20 protein-coding genes are annotated in these 15,252 nt (G+C 60.9%); 11 read left to right on the top strand and 9 right to left on the bottom strand.

Annotated elements, in window-relative coordinates:
• The first annotated feature begins 60 nt into the window (after nucleotides 1–60).
• The gene (locus tag LOY50_RS00695; protein ID WP_253470733.1) at nucleotides 61–978 is read left to right on the top strand and encodes a LysR family transcriptional regulator; all 918 of its coding nucleotides are present in this window, start codon (nucleotides 61–63) and stop codon (nucleotides 976–978) included.
• Here the strand turns inward: LOY50_RS00695 and LOY50_RS00690 are convergent.
• Nucleotides 951–1,277, bottom strand: a complete 327-nt coding sequence (locus tag LOY50_RS00690) for a YqjD family protein (protein WP_003196426.1) — start codon at nucleotides 1,275–1,277, stop codon at nucleotides 951–953. The genes LOY50_RS00695 and LOY50_RS00690 overlap by 28 nt on opposite strands.
• Before the next feature lie 155 nt (nucleotides 1,278–1,432).
• Here LOY50_RS00690 and LOY50_RS00685 point away from each other — a divergent pair, with 155 nt between their 5' ends.
• On the top strand, nucleotides 1,433–1,648 hold the full coding sequence (locus tag LOY50_RS00685) for a dodecin (RefSeq protein ID WP_003196424.1): 216 nt from the start codon (nucleotides 1,433–1,435) through the stop codon (nucleotides 1,646–1,648).
• A 114-nt stretch (nucleotides 1,649–1,762) separates the two neighbouring features.
• On the top strand, nucleotides 1,763–1,984 hold the full coding sequence (locus LOY50_RS00680) for a DUF1161 domain-containing protein (RefSeq protein ID WP_253470731.1): 222 nt from the start codon (nucleotides 1,763–1,765) through the stop codon (nucleotides 1,982–1,984).
• Nucleotides 1,985–2,038: 54 nt separating this feature from the next.
• Here the strand turns inward: LOY50_RS00680 and LOY50_RS00675 are convergent, their stop codons facing one another.
• Complete coding sequence (locus LOY50_RS00675) at nucleotides 2,039–3,040, bottom strand: LLM class flavin-dependent oxidoreductase (protein ID WP_072349123.1); 1,002 nt, start codon at nucleotides 3,038–3,040, stop codon at nucleotides 2,039–2,041.
• A gap of 238 nt (nucleotides 3,041–3,278) precedes the next feature.
• Between LOY50_RS00675 and LOY50_RS00670 the strand changes: the two genes are divergently transcribed.
• Complete coding sequence (locus LOY50_RS00670) at nucleotides 3,279–3,710, top strand: OsmC family protein (RefSeq protein WP_003196419.1); 432 nt, start codon at nucleotides 3,279–3,281, stop codon at nucleotides 3,708–3,710.
• A gap of 149 nt (nucleotides 3,711–3,859) precedes the next feature.
• Entirely contained in the window at nucleotides 3,860–4,093 is a 234-nt protein-coding gene (locus tag LOY50_RS00665) for a DUF1161 domain-containing protein (protein WP_253470724.1), read from the top strand.
• Nucleotides 4,094–4,099: 6 nt separating this feature from the next.
• Here the strand turns inward: LOY50_RS00665 and LOY50_RS00660 are convergent, their stop codons facing one another.
• A complete protein-coding gene (locus LOY50_RS00660; protein ID WP_253470722.1) occupies nucleotides 4,100–4,525 on the bottom strand; it encodes a hypothetical protein in 426 nt (141 codons plus the stop codon).
• A gap of 41 nt (nucleotides 4,526–4,566) precedes the next feature.
• Nucleotides 4,567–4,980 carry a hypothetical protein gene (locus tag LOY50_RS00655; RefSeq protein ID WP_258690135.1) on the bottom strand — a complete coding sequence of 138 codons (414 nt, stop codon included), beginning with the start codon at nucleotides 4,978–4,980 and terminating at the stop codon, nucleotides 4,567–4,569.
• A 58-nt stretch (nucleotides 4,981–5,038) separates the two neighbouring features.
• Here LOY50_RS00655 and LOY50_RS00650 point away from each other — a divergent pair, with 58 nt between their 5' ends.
• A complete protein-coding gene (locus LOY50_RS00650; RefSeq protein ID WP_258690134.1) occupies nucleotides 5,039–6,130 on the top strand; it encodes an aminopeptidase in 1,092 nt (363 codons plus the stop codon).
• A gap of 170 nt (nucleotides 6,131–6,300) precedes the next feature.
• Here LOY50_RS00650 and LOY50_RS00645 read toward each other — a convergent pair whose 3' ends face one another.
• The 3 genes from LOY50_RS00645 to LOY50_RS00635 form a co-directional block, all read right to left on the bottom strand.
• Complete coding sequence (locus LOY50_RS00645; protein WP_003177201.1) at nucleotides 6,301–6,576, bottom strand: HU family DNA-binding protein; 276 nt, start codon at nucleotides 6,574–6,576, stop codon at nucleotides 6,301–6,303.
• Nucleotides 6,577–6,767: 191 nt separating this feature from the next.
• Nucleotides 6,768–7,916, bottom strand: coding sequence for an NAD(P)/FAD-dependent oxidoreductase (locus LOY50_RS00640; protein WP_258690133.1), 1,149 nt, complete (start codon nucleotides 7,914–7,916; stop codon nucleotides 6,768–6,770).
• 41 nt (nucleotides 7,917–7,957) lie between these two features.
• A complete protein-coding gene (locus tag LOY50_RS00635; protein WP_003177199.1) occupies nucleotides 7,958–8,125 on the bottom strand; it encodes a rubredoxin in 168 nt (55 codons plus the stop codon).
• 176 nt (nucleotides 8,126–8,301) lie between these two features.
• Between LOY50_RS00635 and LOY50_RS00630 the strand changes: the two genes are divergently transcribed.
• Both LOY50_RS00630 and ubiA read left to right on the top strand, forming a co-directional pair.
• Nucleotides 8,302–8,865, top strand: coding sequence for a chorismate lyase (locus tag LOY50_RS00630; protein ID WP_253470712.1), 564 nt, complete (start codon nucleotides 8,302–8,304; stop codon nucleotides 8,863–8,865).
• A complete protein-coding gene (gene ubiA / locus LOY50_RS00625) occupies nucleotides 8,865–9,755 on the top strand; it encodes a 4-hydroxybenzoate octaprenyltransferase (RefSeq protein WP_046064708.1) in 891 nt (296 codons plus the stop codon). Before LOY50_RS00630 ends, ubiA begins: the two co-directional genes overlap by 1 nt.
• A gap of 157 nt (nucleotides 9,756–9,912) precedes the next feature.
• Here ubiA and LOY50_RS00620 read toward each other — a convergent pair whose 3' ends face one another.
• The gene (locus tag LOY50_RS00620; protein ID WP_214511207.1) at nucleotides 9,913–10,296 is read right to left on the bottom strand and encodes a hypothetical protein; all 384 of its coding nucleotides are present in this window, start codon (nucleotides 10,294–10,296) and stop codon (nucleotides 9,913–9,915) included.
• Nucleotides 10,297–10,447: 151 nt separating this feature from the next.
• On the opposite strand from LOY50_RS00620, the gene phoB reads away from it, so the two are divergent.
• From phoB to LOY50_RS00605, 3 genes are all read left to right on the top strand, one after another.
• On the top strand, nucleotides 10,448–11,137 hold the full coding sequence (gene phoB / locus LOY50_RS00615; protein WP_003177195.1) for a phosphate regulon transcriptional regulator PhoB: 690 nt from the start codon (nucleotides 10,448–10,450) through the stop codon (nucleotides 11,135–11,137).
• 81 nt (nucleotides 11,138–11,218) lie between these two features.
• Complete coding sequence (gene phoR, locus LOY50_RS00610) at nucleotides 11,219–12,505, top strand: phosphate regulon sensor histidine kinase PhoR (RefSeq protein ID WP_253478354.1); 1,287 nt, start codon at nucleotides 11,219–11,221, stop codon at nucleotides 12,503–12,505.
• Nucleotides 12,506–12,618: 113 nt separating this feature from the next.
• On the top strand, nucleotides 12,619–13,959 hold the full coding sequence (locus tag LOY50_RS00605) for a hemolysin family protein (protein ID WP_214511205.1): 1,341 nt from the start codon (nucleotides 12,619–12,621) through the stop codon (nucleotides 13,957–13,959).
• 191 nt (nucleotides 13,960–14,150) lie between these two features.
• On the opposite strand, the gene LOY50_RS00600 is transcribed toward LOY50_RS00605, so the two are convergent.
• Nucleotides 14,151–15,047, bottom strand: coding sequence for a M23 family metallopeptidase (locus LOY50_RS00600; RefSeq protein WP_258690132.1), 897 nt, complete (start codon nucleotides 15,045–15,047; stop codon nucleotides 14,151–14,153).
• Nucleotides 15,048–15,252: the final 205 nt, after the last annotated feature.

Raw genomic sequence — 15,252 nt, 5'->3', positions numbered from 1 at the left:
ACATCCCCCACTGAAAACCGATAAGATCGCCATAACCTGTCAGAAAAACTCACAGATAACATGCGCCACGACCTTCCCCCCCTCAATGCCTTGCGCGCCTTCGAGGCCACCGCCCGCCTGAACAGCGTAAGCCAGGCCGCCGAACAGCTGCACGTCACCCATGGCGCTGTAAGTCGACAGCTGAAGGTGCTGGAAGAGCATTTAGGCGTCAGCCTGTTCATCAAGGATGGACGCGGCTTGAAACTCACAGATGCCGGCATGCGCCTGCGGGATGTCAGCGCCGATGCTTTCGAGCGACTGCGTGGTGTTTGTGCGGAGCTGACGCAAAGTACAGCCGATGCCCCGTTCGTCCTGGGCTGCTCGGGAAGCTTGCTGGCACGCTGGTTTATTCCCCGCCTGGGCAGGCTCAATGCCGACCTGCCGGATTTGCGCCTGCACCTGTCCGCTGGCGAGGGCGACCTGGACCCCAGGCGACCGGGACTGGACGCCTTGCTGGTATTCGCCGAACCACCCTGGCCGGCCGACATGCAGGTGTATGAACTGGTGAGCGAGCGGATCGGCCCCGTAATGAGCCCGCACTACGCCGGATTCGCCCGCCTGCAGACCGCACCGGCCAGCGCGCTGCTGGACGAATCATTGCTGCACACTACCTCCCGCCCACAGGCCTGGCCGACCTGGGCACAGCAAAACGACCTTGATCCCCGGGCATTGAAGTTCGGGCAAGGATTCGAGCATCTGTATTATTTGCTGGAGGCCGCCGTAGCGGGGCTCGGCGTGGCGATCGCGCCCGAGCCGCTGGTGGCTGAGGATGTGCGCGCCGGTCGCCTGGTCGCGCCGTGGGGTTTCGATGAAACGGCGGCGCGACTGGCGTTGTGGCTACCCAAGCGCGCCGCAGATGGACGCGCTCGGCAATTGGCCCAGTGGCTCAGGCATGAGCTGAGCCAACCGACTCAGTCACCGCGTTTGCACAGCAAGTAAGCAGCCAGTAAACCAAGCGCACCGACCGCGACGCCGGCCGTGGTCCATGGATGTTCCTGCGCGTAGTCGCGTGTGGCGATCCCGGTTTCACGGGTTTTCACCTTGACCTCTTCATACGCGTCGCTGAGCAAATGGCGAGAATGTTTCAGGGCGTTCTCGGCATTGGCCTTGAGCGACTTGAGGGTCTTACGCGACTCGTCCGAAGCATCGTCCTTCAGGCTTTCCAACGACTTGAGCAGACTCTCGATCTCCGCTTCCATGCTTTGCAACGAGGCTTTGCGTAACGAATTGCTGGCCATGGTGGCTCTCTCCTGCAGTGGTTGAGTGGCGTGTGTGAATTGGGACTGCGGTCGTTTCTGAAAGTGCAGTAAATCTGAACTTCAGCGCGCAAACGGCGACACACGTATGACGAAAAATCGCTGCTAGGCTGTTAAAAACAACCAAGGAGAACCTCATGAGTGATCATCACACTTACAAAAAAGTCGAGCTGGTCGGCTCGTCTCCCACCAGCATTGAAGACGCCATCAATAACGCCCTGGCCGAGGCCAGCAAAAGCCTCAAGCACTTGGAGTGGTTCGAAGTCACGGAAACCCGCGGACACATCGAAAACGGCCGGGCCGCGCACTTTCAGGTCACCCTCAAAGTCGGGTTCCGGATTGTGAATAGCTGAGGAACGATGAACTTGCACGCTGGCGGAGTGCCATAGGGAATGGCGATGCGCTATGGTATGCGCATTCTGTTTTTCCAATACCTGCCCTATTGATCCGACCAAGGAGTGCGAGCGATGAACAAGTTGATGGTAGCCCTGGGTTTGCTGAGCCTTGCCGGTGGTGCGTTTGCGGCCGGCAAGCCCTGCGAAGAGCTGAAAAGCGAAATCGCGGCGAAGCTGGATGCCAAGGCCGTGTCAGGTTATTCGCTGGAAATCGTCGATAAAGGCGCAGCGACCGACGGAAAAGTCGTAGGCACCTGTGAGGGCGGTACGAAAGAAATCGTCTATAAAAAGTGATTCTTTTCGACCGTCAAAGCCGACGCAGTGCGTCGGCTTTTTTATGCGCGTCATTCAGCCTTTCATGACCTGCGCCAGCAACTCGTATGAGTGCAGGCGATCGGCGTGTTCATACAGGTCGCTGGTGAAAATCAGTTCATCGGCCTGGGTTTGCTCGATCAGCACGTCGAGCTTGGCGCGAATCTTCTGCGGACCGCCGACCATGGCCAGTCCCAGGAAATCACCAACCGCTTCTTTTTCATGGGGCAACCAGAGGCCGTTCATGGTTTCGACCGGCGGACGCTGCACCAGGCTCTGGCCGCGCATCAGCGCCAGGATCCGCTGGTACACTGACGTCGCCAGGTAATCGGCCTGTTCATCCGTGTCCGCCGCCACCAGCGGCACACCGAGCATCACATAAGGCTTGTCGAGCACTGCCGACGGCTTGAAATGGTTGCGGTAGATACGAATCGCCTCATGCATGTAGCGCGGTGCGAAATGGGAGGCGAACGCGTAGGGCAAACCGCGCTCACCGGCCAATTGCGCACTGAACAGGCTCGACCCCAGCAGCCATACCGGCACGTTGGTCCCGGTGCCAGGCATGGCGATGATGCGTTGGTCCGGGGTGCGTGGGCCCAGATAACGCATCAGCTCGGCCACGTCTTCGGGGAAATCGTCCGCGCTGCCGGAGCGCTCACGACGCAGCGCCCGGGCGGTCATCTGGTCGGAACCGGGCGCACGCCCCAACCCCAGGTCGATTCGACCCGGGTAGAGGCTTTCCAGCGTGCCGAACTGTTCGGCGATGATCAACGGCGCGTGATTGGGCAACATGACGCCGCCGGAGCCGACACGAATGGTCGAAGTGCCCCCCGCCAGATACCCCAGCAGCACCGCCGTCGCGGAGCTGGCGATACCGTCCATGTTGTGGTGTTCGGCCACCCAGAAGCGGGTATAACCGTATTTTTCCACGTGCTGCGCCAAGTCCAGCGAGTTGCGCAAGGACTGGGCGGCATTGCCATCGGCGCGCACAGGCACCAGGTCGAGGGTTGAGAATTTCACTTCGGACAGCTGTTTCATGGGCCGGGATCTCCAACGGCGTTCCGGGCTTTCCCCGAGGGCAAAGGCCTGCCGTTTCTAAAGGTGTGTTCCATGCAATGTGGGCATATACCCGAGTTTCAATAGCCGCGAAGAATTTTCCTACTAAATTCGTCGGCTAATCGACAAGGTGAACTTTTCCGGGCGGTCTATCCTCACAACCCAGACAGTTAAAAAATACCCAGGCGCGTCTCTCGCGCCGGATCTTCAGGAGGCAGACATGGCTATCATCAAGAAAGCATCGGCTCATTGGGAAGGTGACCTGAAAACCGGTATCGGCTCCATCTCCACGGAAACCGGTGTGCTGCGCGAAGCGCCCTATGGCTTCAAGGCGCGCTTCGAAGGCGGCAAGGGCACCAACCCAGAGGAATTGATCGGCGCGGCCCATGCCGGCTGCTTTTCCATGGCCTTTTCGATGATCCTCGGCGATGCCGGGCTCAAGGCCGACAGCATCGACACCAACGCCGAAGTGACCCTGGACCAGGTCGATGGCGGTTTCGCGATCACGGCAGTCAAGTTGGTGCTCAAGGCGAAAATCCCCGGTGCCAGCCAGGCGCAATTCGACGAACTGAGCAAGAAGGCCAAGGAAGGGTGCCCGGTTTCCAAGGTACTGAACGCCCAGATCACCCTGGATGCGACGCTGGTGAACTGACGCATGGAGGGGTCGCAGCCTTCGCAGGCGCTGCCGAAGGCTGCGACTTCTTGAATACAGCCGAGCTGTTTACCCTGGCGCAATTATGATCGAATGAAGCCTGCAGTTTCAGCGCACAGGCAGTGCGCGCTGCCATGAGGAATTCGAACATGAAACGATCAGCCCTGGTGGTCATCGGTTGCGCATTCGCTGCATCAACCCTTGCAGCCCCCAAATCCTGCGAAGAGCTGAAAGCGGAAATCGAAGCGAAGATCCAGGCCAATAACGTGTCGTCCTACACGTTGGAAATCGTCACCAACGACGAAGTCCACGACCAGAACATGGTGGTGGGCACTTGCGAAAACGGCACGAAGAAAATCATTTACCAGAAGAACGACCGCTAGGACGCCCTATGGCATGCAACGGGCCTGTCGATCTTCGGCAACGATTTCTCGCTTGGCGTCATAGAGCCGGGCGCTTGGGGTGTGCGCCAGGTTACGCGCCTCCAGGCGATAGCGCTGGCCGGCCTCGAAATGATCGTATCGCACGGTCAGGTAGCACAGCCGTTCTTGCGGCTCGGTCATCAAACCCAGCCCTGCGCCACCAAACACCTCGAAGTCGAAGCGCACTTCCAATTCATGGCTGCCCGGCGAAACCTGGAAGAAGCGCCCGTCTCGCAGTCGCTGGCCGTCCAGTTTTTCAGCCATCAGCACCTTGCCACCCGGCATAGGTGTCGCGAAATCGACCCAGGCCATGTTCGGATCAACCGATGGCAACGGGGTCGCAGTGCAACCGCTCATGGCAACGAAGGCCGGTAACAGCATGTGAAGGCGCATGGTGAGCTTCCTGAAAAATCAGGTCTTGAGCATAGCGCCGATCAACTTTGCTGGCAGCCCGCCGGCGTACCTTGCACCACCACTTTACGTTGCTGATCGTAAAGCTTGGCCCATGGCCGGAAACCGATGCTTCCGGCCTGCAACTGGTAACGTTGGCCCGCGTTGAAGTCCTTGAATTTCAGGTTCAACCGGCAATCACGCCACAGCGGCTCGGCATCCGGGCCGATGTTGCCGGGCTCGACGGCAAATTGATAACGCACCGTCAGTTCATGGCTGCCGGGTTGCACTTCGAAATAGCGCCGGTCGGTGGACGTCTTGTCATCGACTTTTAGCGCTTGCAGCGCGGTGTCCTGCTGGTTTCCCAGGTCGATCCAGGCTTGGGATGGATCAGGATCAGGCAAACCGGCGCAACCGGTCAGCAGCAACAGGCCGCTCGTCAGCATCAACACGCGCATAGCGAAGCTCCAGGCAAGCGAGATAGTCTTGTGGGCAGACTTCCCAGGGTGATTCCAATTGATCAGGCCGCGTTCAAGCCATCGGTTACTCGACCGTGTTTTCCGGATTTTGTTTCCAGGCCTCCTGCTTTTGTTACTGAACGGTTGCACAAGCGCCGGTTATTACAGCCAGCTCGTCGGTGGGCAACTGCGGTTGTTGCAGGCCCGGGAGCCTATCGACCAGGTCATTGCCGACCCTGCTCGCGATGCTCAACTGAAGGCGCACCTGACCCAGGCGCGTGAGGCACGGACGTTCGCCAGTGATCATCTGCATTTGCCGGACAATAAAAGCTATCGCCTGTATGCGGACATTGGCCGGCCATTCGTCGTCTGGAATGTCTTCGCCACGCCGGAGTTTTCCCTGGCGCCGCTAAATCATTGCTTCCCCATTGCCGGTTGCGTGGCTTATCGCGGTTACTACAGCCAGGGAGCCGCCCGTGGCGAGGCCGCATTGCAGCGTTTGCAGGGCATGGACGTGTCGATCGGTGGTGTAGAGGCCTACTCGACACTGGGCTGGTTCAACGATCCGATCCTGAGTTCGATGATGCATTGGGGCGACGAACGCCTGGCGACGCTGATCTTCCATGAACTGGCGCACCAGCGGTTTTATGTAAAGGACGACACCGAATTCAATGAGTCCTTCGCCACCTTCGTCGAGCAGGAAGGCAGCCGGCAATGGCGCACCAGTCGCGGGCTGGCGCCGGATAACGGCAAGCAGGTGCGCCAGCGCGACCAATTCATCCAATTGATCCTCGACACCCGCCAGCGCCTGGAAGAGCTCTACACCCAACCCCTACCGACCGAACAGATGCGCCAACGCAAGGCACAGGCATTCGAACGCCTGCGCACCGACTATGAGCAGTTGCGCGACACTCAATGGGCCGGCGACAAACGCTACGATGCCTGGGTCTATGCCCCACTGAACAATGCACGGTTGCTGCCGTTCGGGCTGTATGACCAGTGGGTGCCGGCGTTTGCGGCGCTGTTCAGGCGGGAGGGCGGGGACTGGATCAGGTTTTACGCAGCGGTGGAAAAGCTCGGAAAATTGCCGATCGACGAACGCAAGGCGGCTTTGAAAGCGTTGGCAGCGCCGAAAACGTCTGCTGACTAGGCGGACGTCATCGCGAGCAAGCTCGCTCCCACAGGGACATCTCCAAATCCTGGGGCGAGGGAGCTTGCTCCCTCGCCACGGCCAACCCAGCACAAAAAAGGGCATACCGATTCATCGGTATGCCCTTTTGATTGCCGCTTTCTTCCCCCTGGCTGAGGTACTTGCAGCAATTACGGGTTGACGCTGTCTTTCAAGAATTTGCCTGGTTTGAAGGCAACGGTGTTGCTGGCCTTGATCTTCACCGGCTCACCGGTCTGTGGGTTTTTGCCAGTGCGGGCGCCGCGGTGGCGTTGCAGGAAAGTGCCGAAGCCCACCAGGGTGACGCTGTCCTTGCGGTGCAGGGCGCCGGTAATTTCTTCGAGGACGGCGTTGAGGACGCGGTTGGCTTGTTCTTTGGTGAGGTCTGCTTTTTCCGCGATGGCGGCGGCGAGTTCTGGTTTACGCATGAATGAAGCCCCTTTGACGGTTTTTTTGTTGTTATGTCCGTGCCGTTCTCTTTGGAACGGCCCCTAAGGCGCCGCAGGCTCTACTCTGCGGCAGACGGAAGTGAGGATGGCACGGTGCCGAAAACCGCGCCAGTGGCCGGGCGACCTTTGTGGGACCAAAAGTAGGGTTTTTGCGACAGAACGACCAGTATTTACGCCAGCAGGGGTGGAAGCGCCTTGTTCAGTGCCAGTTTCTCCATCACCGCCGTGCCTGTCAGGGCGTAGCCCAGCAGATTGCCTTGAGCGTCGCGGCATAGCGCCTTGATGTCCGCGCCCTGCCCTTCGACGCTCCACACGCCCTCGCTACCTCGCGGTGGTGGCGACACCACCAGTGGGCACACCGGGGTTTTTACAGTAATCGGCATGGCGCCGTAGCTGACGGCCGTCGGGTTGCCGGCCAGGGTCTGGGCCAGGGCCCGGGCGCAGCTCATCAGCGGCATGACATACAGCAGGTTCAAGCCATCGACCTCGGCGCAGTCACCCAGGGCGTAGATGTTGGCGTGAGAGGTCTTCAGGTGGCGGTCGACCACGACACCGCGGTTGACCACCAGGCCTGCCGCGGCTGCCAGATCGATGCGTGGGCGCAGGCCGATGGCCGAGACCACCAGGTCGCAGGCAATCACCTGGCCGTCGGACAGGTGCGCCTCCAGCCCATCTGCGACCTTCTGCAAGCGGTTGAGCACCGGGCCCAGGTGGAAACGCGCGCCAAGGCTTTCCAGCCCAGCCTGGACCGCTGCGGCAGCGGCCGGGTGCAACAGCGTCGGCATCACTTGCTCGCACGGTGCCACCAGCTGCACTTCGTAGCCTCCCAGGCTCAGGTCGTTGGCGAACTCGCAGCCGATCAGGCCAGCGCCGAGCAACAACACCCGGCGCTTGCCGGCGGCCGCGGCCCTGAAGCGTGCGTAGTCTTCCAGGTCGTTGATCGGGAAGATCAGCTCCGCCGCATCGCCCTGCACCGGTACGCGCACGGTTTCGGCGCCCCACGCCAGGATCAGGTCACGGTAGTTCACCGCTTCTTCGCCGATCCACAGCCGTTTGTGGCCCGGATCGATGCCACTGATACGGGTGTGGGTACGTACTTCGGCCTTGAGTTGCTCGGCCATCGCGCCCGGTTCGGCCATGCTCAGGCCGTCGGCATCCTTGTTTTTACCAAAGCCTGTGGAGAGCATCGGCTTGGAATACGAGCGACCGTCGTCCGCGGTGATCAGCAGCAGCGGGGTTTCGCCGTCGAGCTTGCGAAACTCCCGGGCCAGGTTGTAACCGGCCAGCCCAGTACCGACGATGACGGCAGGTGCACTCATGTTGCTCTCCATTTGATGCTCTCCATGCAGGTGAGGAACGATCAGTTGATTTCGATCATTTCGAAATCCATTTTGCCGACACCGCAGTCCGGGCACAGCCAGTCTGCCGGTACGTCCTCCCAGCGAGTGCCGGGCGCGATGCCATCGTCAGGCCAGCCGTCAGCTTCGTTGTAGATCAGGCCGCAGACGATACATTGCCACTTCTTCATTCCAATACTTCCTCAAGATGTCAGGCCTTGGCCGGTATTTTCCGGCTCAGGGCCGTTTTGTACTGATCGGTTGCGACAGATGCAAGCACGATCAGCCGGGCAGCCGGCCGGGCCGGTCAAAATCACCGACCGACATGGTAAGCTCGCGCCCTCATTTGCTGCCATTCAAGACCTCTGTGCCGCATACAAATTCGATATTTCCAACACTCCAATGGCTGCCCCAGCCCCTGCTGTCGCCTCGCCCCGATGCGGGTGTCCTCGACTGGCTGTTCGACGAAGGCTCCCTGACCCGGCGCCTCACACGCCTGTCGGACGGCCATTTCAGCGTGACACCACTGTTCGAAGGCTGGCAGCCATTGCGCGCCGACGAATGCGCCGCCCTGGACCTGGCCGAGGGCAGCGAGGGCTGGGTACGCGAGGTGTATCTGCGCGGCCATGACCAGCCGTGGGTGTTCGCCCGCAGTGTGGCGGCGCGCAGCGCCTTGCAGGGTGACGGCTTGCAGATGGACGAACTGGGTAGCCGTTCCCTGGGGGAATTGCTGTTTTGCGACCAGGCGTTCCAGCGCCGAGCCATCGAAGTGTGCCATTACCCCGATGCCGGGTTGCCGGAAGAAGTGCGCGCCAGCGGGCTGTGGGGTCGCCGCTCACGTTTCGACCGCGGCGCGTTGAGCGTGCTGGTGGCGGAAATTTTCCTGCCGCGCCTGTGGACCGTCGCCCGCGCCTATTCGGAGAACTTCTGATGTACGTGCAACTGCTCAAATCCTTGAACCGCCTGAACCCGCGGGCCTGGGACTTCGTGCAACTGACCCGCATGGACAAGCCCATCGGCATCTACCTGCTGCTGTGGCCGACGTTGTGGGCGCTGTGGATTGCCGGTGAAGGCTCGCCGTCCATCGCCAACGTGGTGATCTTCGTCCTCGGCGTGGTGCTGACCCGCGCCGGCGGCTGTGTGATCAATGACTGGGCCGACCGCAAGGTGGACGGTCACGTCAAGCGCACCGAGCAGCGCCCGCTGGTGAGCGGCAAGATCAGTTCGAAAGAGGCGCTGGTGTTCTTCGCCGTGCTGATGAGCGTGAGTTTCCTGCTGGTGCTGTGCACCAACGCTCCGACCATCCTGCTCTCCCTCGGTGGCTTGGCGCTGGCGTTCAGCTACCCGTTCATGAAACGCTATACCTACTACCCGCAAGTGGTCCTGGGCGCGGCGTTCTCCTGGGGCATGCCGATGGCGTTCACCGCCGAAACCGGTCATCTGCCGGCCGCCGCCTGGTTGCTGTACATCGCCAACCTGCTGTGGACGGTGGGCTACGACACCTATTACGCGATGACCGACCGGGACGATGACCTGCGCATTGGCGTGAAGTCCACGGCAATCCTGTTTGGCGATGCCGACCGGGTGATCATCCTGACGTTGCAAGGCCTGGCCTTGGGCTGCCTGCTGCTGGCCGGGTCAAAATTCCAACTGGGCGGCTGGTTCCACCTGGGGCTGGTGGCCGCTGCCGCATGCTTCGCCTGGGAGTTCTGGTACACCCGCGGCCGGGACCGGATGCGCTGCTTCAAGGCGTTCCTGCACAACCATTGGGCCGGGTTGGCGATTTTCGTGGGGATTGTGCTGGATTACGCGTTGCGCTGAGGCTGCTGATCCAGCGGTGAACCTTGGGTCATGAAGGCCTTTGTGGCGAGGGAGCTTGCTCCCGCTCGGTTGCGCAGCGACCGCTAAATCTTGGGGCTGCTTCGCAGCCCAGCGGGAGCAAGCTCCCTCGCCACAAAAAGCATCTTGGCTGGGCTCGTCAATCGGGCTTGGCGACCTTCCAGGCGCCGTCCATCAAGCCATCACCCGTCATGTCTCCAGCTTTAGTGTCCTTCACAAAGGTGTACAGCGGCTTCCCATCGTAGGCCCACTGCTTCGTACCGTCATCACGGTTGATCACCGTCCATTCGCCCATGGACTTGTCGCCGCCTTCAGCCTTGAGCGGTGGCCAGTTGGCAGCGCATTTGTCGTTGCACATCGACTTGCCACCTGAGTCTTTGGCAAACGTGTACAACGTCATGCCTTTGTGATCAGTGAACATGCCGTCTTTTTCCATCGCCGGTTCAGCCGCGAACGCCAATGCTGGCAGCGCCAGGGCAGCCGTTACCGCCAGTACCTTGATGGATTGGGTGAAGTAATTCATGGAAACCTTCTTGTGTGGTTGTCAGGATTCGGACTGAAAAGCTTAGTCCAGGATCCCTTTCACCGCCGCCCCCGAAATAACTGTCACACGACTGCAATAATTCCGTTATCTAATGCGGCGCAAGACAGTTAAATGACAAGAGGATTACCCCATGGTTGGCAGGAGCATTCTGATCGTCGACGACGAGGCGCCCATCCGCGAGATGATCGCCGTTGCGTTGGAGATGGCCGGCTATGACTGCATGGAAGCAGAAAACTCTCAACAGGCCCACGCCATCATCGTCGACCGCAAACCCGACCTGATCCTGCTGGACTGGATGTTGCCCGGCACGTCAGGCATCGAACTGGCGCGACGCCTCAAGCGCGACGAGCTGACCGGTGATATTCCGATCATCATGCTCACCGCCAAGGGCGAAGAGGACAACAAGATCCAGGGCCTGGAAGTCGGCGCCGACGACTACATCACCAAGCCATTTTCCCCACGGGAGTTGGTGGCGCGCCTGAAGGCCGTGCTGCGACGCGCCGGGCCGACCGATGGCGAAGCCCCCATCGAAGTCGGTGGCCTGCTGCTCGACCCGATCAGCCACCGCGTGACCATTGATGGCAAACCCGCCGAGATGGGCCCGACCGAATACCGCCTGCTGCAGTTTTTCATGACTCACCAGGAACGTGCCTACACCCGCGGCCAACTGCTGGACCAGGTCTGGGGCGGCAACGTCTATGTCGAGGAGCGCACCGTGGACGTGCACATCCGGCGCCTGCGCAAGGCCCTCGGCGATGCCTATGAAAATCTGGTACAAACCGTGCGCGGCACCGGTTATCGTTTTTCGACCAAGGCCTGATCCGAGCCCTTACCGCCCGACAAAGCTGACAAGGACGCGCGTCACGTGAACCAAAACTGGCATGGCACCCTGATTCGCCACATGTTGTTGCTGGTGACCGGCTGTTTGCTGATCGGCCTGATCAGTGGTTATTACGGTTGGAGCCTGGCCGCGGGCCTGGGGCTTTACCTGGCCTGGACACTCAAGCAATTGCTGCGCCTGCATGAATGGCTGCGCCTGCACCAACCCGACGAAGCCCCGCCCGACGGCTATGGCCTGTGGGGTGAGGTGTTCGACAGCATCTACCACCTGCAACGGCGCGACCAGCGCGTTCGCGGGCGCCTGCAAGCGGTGATCGACCGGGTCCAGGAGTCCACCGCCGCGCTGAAAGACGCGGTGATCATGCTCGACAGCGACGGCAACCTGGAGTGGTGGAACCGCGCCGCCGAGACCCTGCTGGGCCTCAAGACGCCACAGGACAGCGGCCAGCCGGTGACCAACCTGGTGCGTCATCCGCGCTTCAAGGAATATTTCGAGCAGGCCAGTTACGCCGAGCCGCTGGAGATTCCTTCGCCCACCAATGATCGGCTACGCATCCAGCTGTACATCACCCGCTATGGCAACAATGAGCATTTGATGCTGGTGCGCGACGTCACGCGCATCCATCAGTTGGAACAGATGCGCAAGGACTTCATCGCCAACGTTTCCCACGAACTGCGCACGCCGTTGACGGTGATCTGTGGTTACCTGGAAACCCTGCTCGACAACGTCGAGGAAGTGAACCCGCGCTGGAGCCGGGCCTTGCAGCAGATGCACCAGCAAAGCGGGCGCATGCAGACCCTGCTCAACGACTTGTTGCTGCTGGCGAAGCTGGAAGCCACCGATTACCCGTCGGACAACCAGCCAGTGCCCATCGACGACCTGCTGCAAACCATTGTCGAAGATGCGCAGGAACTGTCCGGCTCCAAGCAGCAGACCATCACCCTGGAAGCCGACGCGGCCGTGCAGCTCAAAGGCAGCGAGGCGGAACTGCGCAGTGCGTTTTCCAACCTGGTGTTCAACGCGGTCAAATACACGCGTGAGCAAGGCCGGATCCATGTGCGCTGGTGGGGCGATGAGCAAGGCGCGCACCTGAGCGTGCGCGATTCGGGCATTGGCATCGACAGCAAACACCTGCCGCGCCTGACCGAACGCTTCTACCGTGTCGACTCCAGCCGCAACTCCAATACCGGCGGCACCGGGCTGGGCCTGGCCATCGTCAAACACGTCCTGCTGCGCCATCGCGCCCGCATGGAAATCAGCAGCGTACCCGGCCATGGCAGCACCTTTACCTGCCATTTCGCTCCGACCCAGGTGGTTCGTGCACGCCTCGCTCGCCCCGCTGATTAAGCCCGCCCCCTAGGCAATCGCCGAGTCAGTCGCTACATTGACTGACTTGCGCCTGCCTTTTCAGGCGCTCACTTTCAATTCCTACGACTATACGGAACCCGCAAAACTCCATCATGGACCCTTCCCCTGGCTTGTCCCTCCTCACACTCTTCGCCGAATTCGGCATGATTCTTTTTGCTCTGATCCTGGTTTTGCTCAACGGTTTTTTCGTTGCGGCCGAATTCGCCATGGTCAAGTTGCGCTCGACCCGGGTCGAAGCCATTGCCGAGCAGAACGGCTGGCGCGGGCACATCCTGCGCACCGTTCACAGCCAGCTCGACGCTTACCTGTCGGCGTGCCAGTTGGGTATCACCCTGGCCTCCCTGGGCCTGGGCTGGGTCGGCGAGCCGGCGTTCGCCCACATCCTCGAGCCGTTGCTGGGCGCGGTCGGCGTACAGTCGCCGGAAGTGATCAAGGGCGTGTCGTTCTTCACCGCGTTCTTCATCATTTCGTACCTGCACATCGTGGTCGGTGAACTGGCGCCCAAATCCTGGGCCATTCGCAAACCCGAGCTGCTGTCGCTGTGGACCGCCGTGCCGCTGTACCTGTTCTACTGGGCCATGTACCCGGCGATCTACCTGCTCAACGCCAGCGCCAACGCCATCCTGCGCATCGCCGGCCAAGGCGAGCCCGGCCCGCATCACGAACACCATTACAGCCGCGAAGAACTGAAACTGATCCTGCACTCCAGCCGTGGCCAGGACCCGAGCGACCAGGGCATGCGCGTGCTGGCCTCGGCCGTGGAAATGGGCGAGCTGGAAGTGGTGGACTGGGCCAACTCCCGGGAAGACCTGGTGACGCTGGAGTTCAACGCGCCGCTCAAGGAAATCCTGGCGATGTTCCGTCGCCACAAGTTCAGCCGTTACCCGGTGTATGACAGCGAGCGCCAGGAGTTCGTCGGCCTGCTGCACATCAAGGACCTGCTGCTGGAACTGGCGGCCCTGGATCACATTCCCGAGTCGTTCAACCTGGCCGAACTGACCCGGCCACTGGAGCGCGTGTCGCGGCACATGCCGCTGTCGCAATTGCTGGAGCAGTTCCGCAAGGGCGGCTCGCACTTCGCCTTGGTCGAGGAAGCCGACGGCAACATCATCGGCTACCTGACCATGGAAGACGTGCTGGAAGTGCTGGTGGGTGACATCCAGGACGAACACCGCAAGGCCGAACGCGGCATCCTGGCCTACCAGCCGGGCAAACTGCTGGTACGCGGTGATACACCGCTGTTCAAGGTCGAGCGCCTGCTGGGGATCGACCTGGACCACATCGAAGCCGAAACCCTGGCCGGGTTGGTCTATGAAACCCTCAAGCGCGTGCCGGAAGAGGAAGAAGTGCTGGAAGTCGAAGGCCTGCGGATCATCATCAAGAAGATGAAAGGGCCGAAGATCATTCTGGCGAAGGTGTTGATGCTCGATTGAGTCTGTAGGAGCTGACGAGCGAAGCGAGGCTGCGATCTTTCCCCTGACACTTGAATCTCAAGCGAAAGATCAAAAGATCGCAGGCTTCGCCAGCTCCTACAGAGCAGAAAGACCGAGTCGCTTTCATCGCGGGCAAGCCTTGCTCCCACAGATAAATCCCTCCACCACAAAAGCCCCTCGAATCTCCAGTGCTATTGCTTGCCCAACGCAAAGTTGGGCAGGTCGCCCACCGGTTGATTGAACTGGTAGGGAATCGACACCAGCCCCAGGCCGGTATTGCGCTGCACCACGAAATGCAGGTGCGGGCCTGAGCTGTTGCCGGTATTGCCCGACAACGCCAACGGCGCGCCCACCCCGACCCGCTGCCCTTCCCGTACGCTCACCGAACCTTTCTGCAAGTGCAGGTAGACGCCCATGGTCCCGTCATCGTGCAGCACCCGCACGAAGTTGCCCGAAGGGTCGTCCCCGCGGCCGGTCTGCTCGTTTTCGGTCTTGATGACCACGCCGCCCCGCGCCGCGATGATCGGCGTGCCCACGGGCATGGCAATGTCCATGGCGTAGCGGTTCTTCGGGCCGTAATGGCTATACTGGCCGTTGGCACCCTGGCTCAGCCGGAACGGCCCGCCACGCCACGGCAACGGGTACTGATAGGCCTGTGCCGCGCCTGCGGGGTCGCCCAGGGAATATTCGAACCTTGGGGTGTAGACCAGCGGCCTCCCGGGCGCAGTGGCCGTGAGCAGCGCCAGGCGCAGGTTGCTGCGCGCCGGCAGCACCCGGCGAATCGGCCGGCTCGGTGCCCCGCTGACGTTGCGAAGCCCGGCGAAACTCAACTCGATCTCCACCGGCGCATACAGGTCGTTGCGCACGAACACCGCGTCCGCGCCGTTCTGTTTCTTGATATCGAGGAATACCTGTCGCTCCAGGCGCTCGACCATGCGGTCGCGGAACACGAACACCTGGGCGCCCTTGCTGGGGCGGTCGCTATAGGACACCACGCCATTGGCGTCGGTGGATTTGTAGATCGTCATGGCCATGGCCGAGGTGGAGGCCAGGACAAGACCACAGGCAAACAGCAGGGGAGCGAGCATGGGCAAAGGTTCTGTCGAAAAATGAAGGCCTGCACAGCAGCCTAGCAGCTGGGATGGACCAGCGTAGTCGACGGATGTTTCAAAATTGGATCAACGCTCGGTGTTGGATCTTATGGCCCCATCGCGAGCAAGCTCGCTCCCACAGGGATCTTCAGTGTTCACTGAACCGAGTGTGGGAGCGAGCTTGCTCGCGATAGCGGACTCA

Origin of the sequence: Pseudomonas sp. B21-010, from assembly GCF_024749325.1 — a bacterium.
In the GTDB taxonomy this organism is placed as follows: Bacteria; Pseudomonadota; Gammaproteobacteria; order Pseudomonadales; family Pseudomonadaceae; genus Aquipseudomonas; species Aquipseudomonas kilonensis.
The sequence above is the reverse complement of the archived record's forward strand: the minus strand, read 5'-3'. Positions and strand labels throughout refer to the sequence as shown.

Excerpts from the sequence above, each read along its gene's own strand:
- LOY50_RS00695 (WP_253470733.1), top strand. The coding sequence starts at position 61 with ATGCGCCACGACCTTCCCCCCCTCAATGCCTTGCGCGCCTTCGAGGCC.
- LOY50_RS00690 (WP_003196426.1), bottom strand. The coding sequence starts at position 1,277 with ATGGCCAGCAATTCGTTACGCAAAGCCTCGTTGCAAAGCATGGAAGCG.
- LOY50_RS00685 (WP_003196424.1), top strand. The coding sequence starts at position 1,433 with ATGAGTGATCATCACACTTACAAAAAAGTCGAGCTGGTCGGCTCGTCT.
- LOY50_RS00680 (WP_253470731.1), top strand. The coding sequence starts at position 1,763 with ATGAACAAGTTGATGGTAGCCCTGGGTTTGCTGAGCCTTGCCGGTGGT.
- LOY50_RS00675 (WP_072349123.1), bottom strand. The coding sequence starts at position 3,040 with ATGAAACAGCTGTCCGAAGTGAAATTCTCAACCCTCGACCTGGTGCCT.
- LOY50_RS00670 (WP_003196419.1), top strand. The coding sequence starts at position 3,279 with ATGGCTATCATCAAGAAAGCATCGGCTCATTGGGAAGGTGACCTGAAA.
- LOY50_RS00665 (WP_253470724.1), top strand. The coding sequence starts at position 3,860 with ATGAAACGATCAGCCCTGGTGGTCATCGGTTGCGCATTCGCTGCATCA.
- LOY50_RS00660 (WP_253470722.1), bottom strand. The coding sequence starts at position 4,525 with ATGCGCCTTCACATGCTGTTACCGGCCTTCGTTGCCATGAGCGGTTGC.
- LOY50_RS00655 (WP_258690135.1), bottom strand. The coding sequence starts at position 4,980 with ATGCGCGTGTTGATGCTGACGAGCGGCCTGTTGCTGCTGACCGGTTGC.
- LOY50_RS00645 (WP_003177201.1), bottom strand. The coding sequence starts at position 6,576 with ATGCGTAAACCAGAACTCGCCGCCGCCATCGCGGAAAAAGCAGACCTC.
- LOY50_RS00640 (WP_258690133.1), bottom strand. The coding sequence starts at position 7,916 with ATGAGTGCACCTGCCGTCATCGTCGGTACTGGGCTGGCCGGTTACAAC.
- LOY50_RS00635 (WP_003177199.1), bottom strand. The coding sequence starts at position 8,125 with ATGAAGAAGTGGCAATGTATCGTCTGCGGCCTGATCTACAACGAAGCT.
- ubiA (WP_046064708.1), top strand. The coding sequence starts at position 8,865 with ATGTACGTGCAACTGCTCAAATCCTTGAACCGCCTGAACCCGCGGGCC.
- LOY50_RS00620 (WP_214511207.1), bottom strand. The coding sequence starts at position 10,296 with ATGAATTACTTCACCCAATCCATCAAGGTACTGGCGGTAACGGCTGCC.
- phoB (WP_003177195.1), top strand. The coding sequence starts at position 10,448 with ATGGTTGGCAGGAGCATTCTGATCGTCGACGACGAGGCGCCCATCCGC.
- phoR (WP_253478354.1), top strand. The coding sequence starts at position 11,219 with ATGTTGTTGCTGGTGACCGGCTGTTTGCTGATCGGCCTGATCAGTGGT.
- LOY50_RS00605 (WP_214511205.1), top strand. The coding sequence starts at position 12,619 with ATGGACCCTTCCCCTGGCTTGTCCCTCCTCACACTCTTCGCCGAATTC.
- LOY50_RS00600 (WP_258690132.1), bottom strand. The coding sequence starts at position 15,047 with ATGCTCGCTCCCCTGCTGTTTGCCTGTGGTCTTGTCCTGGCCTCCACC.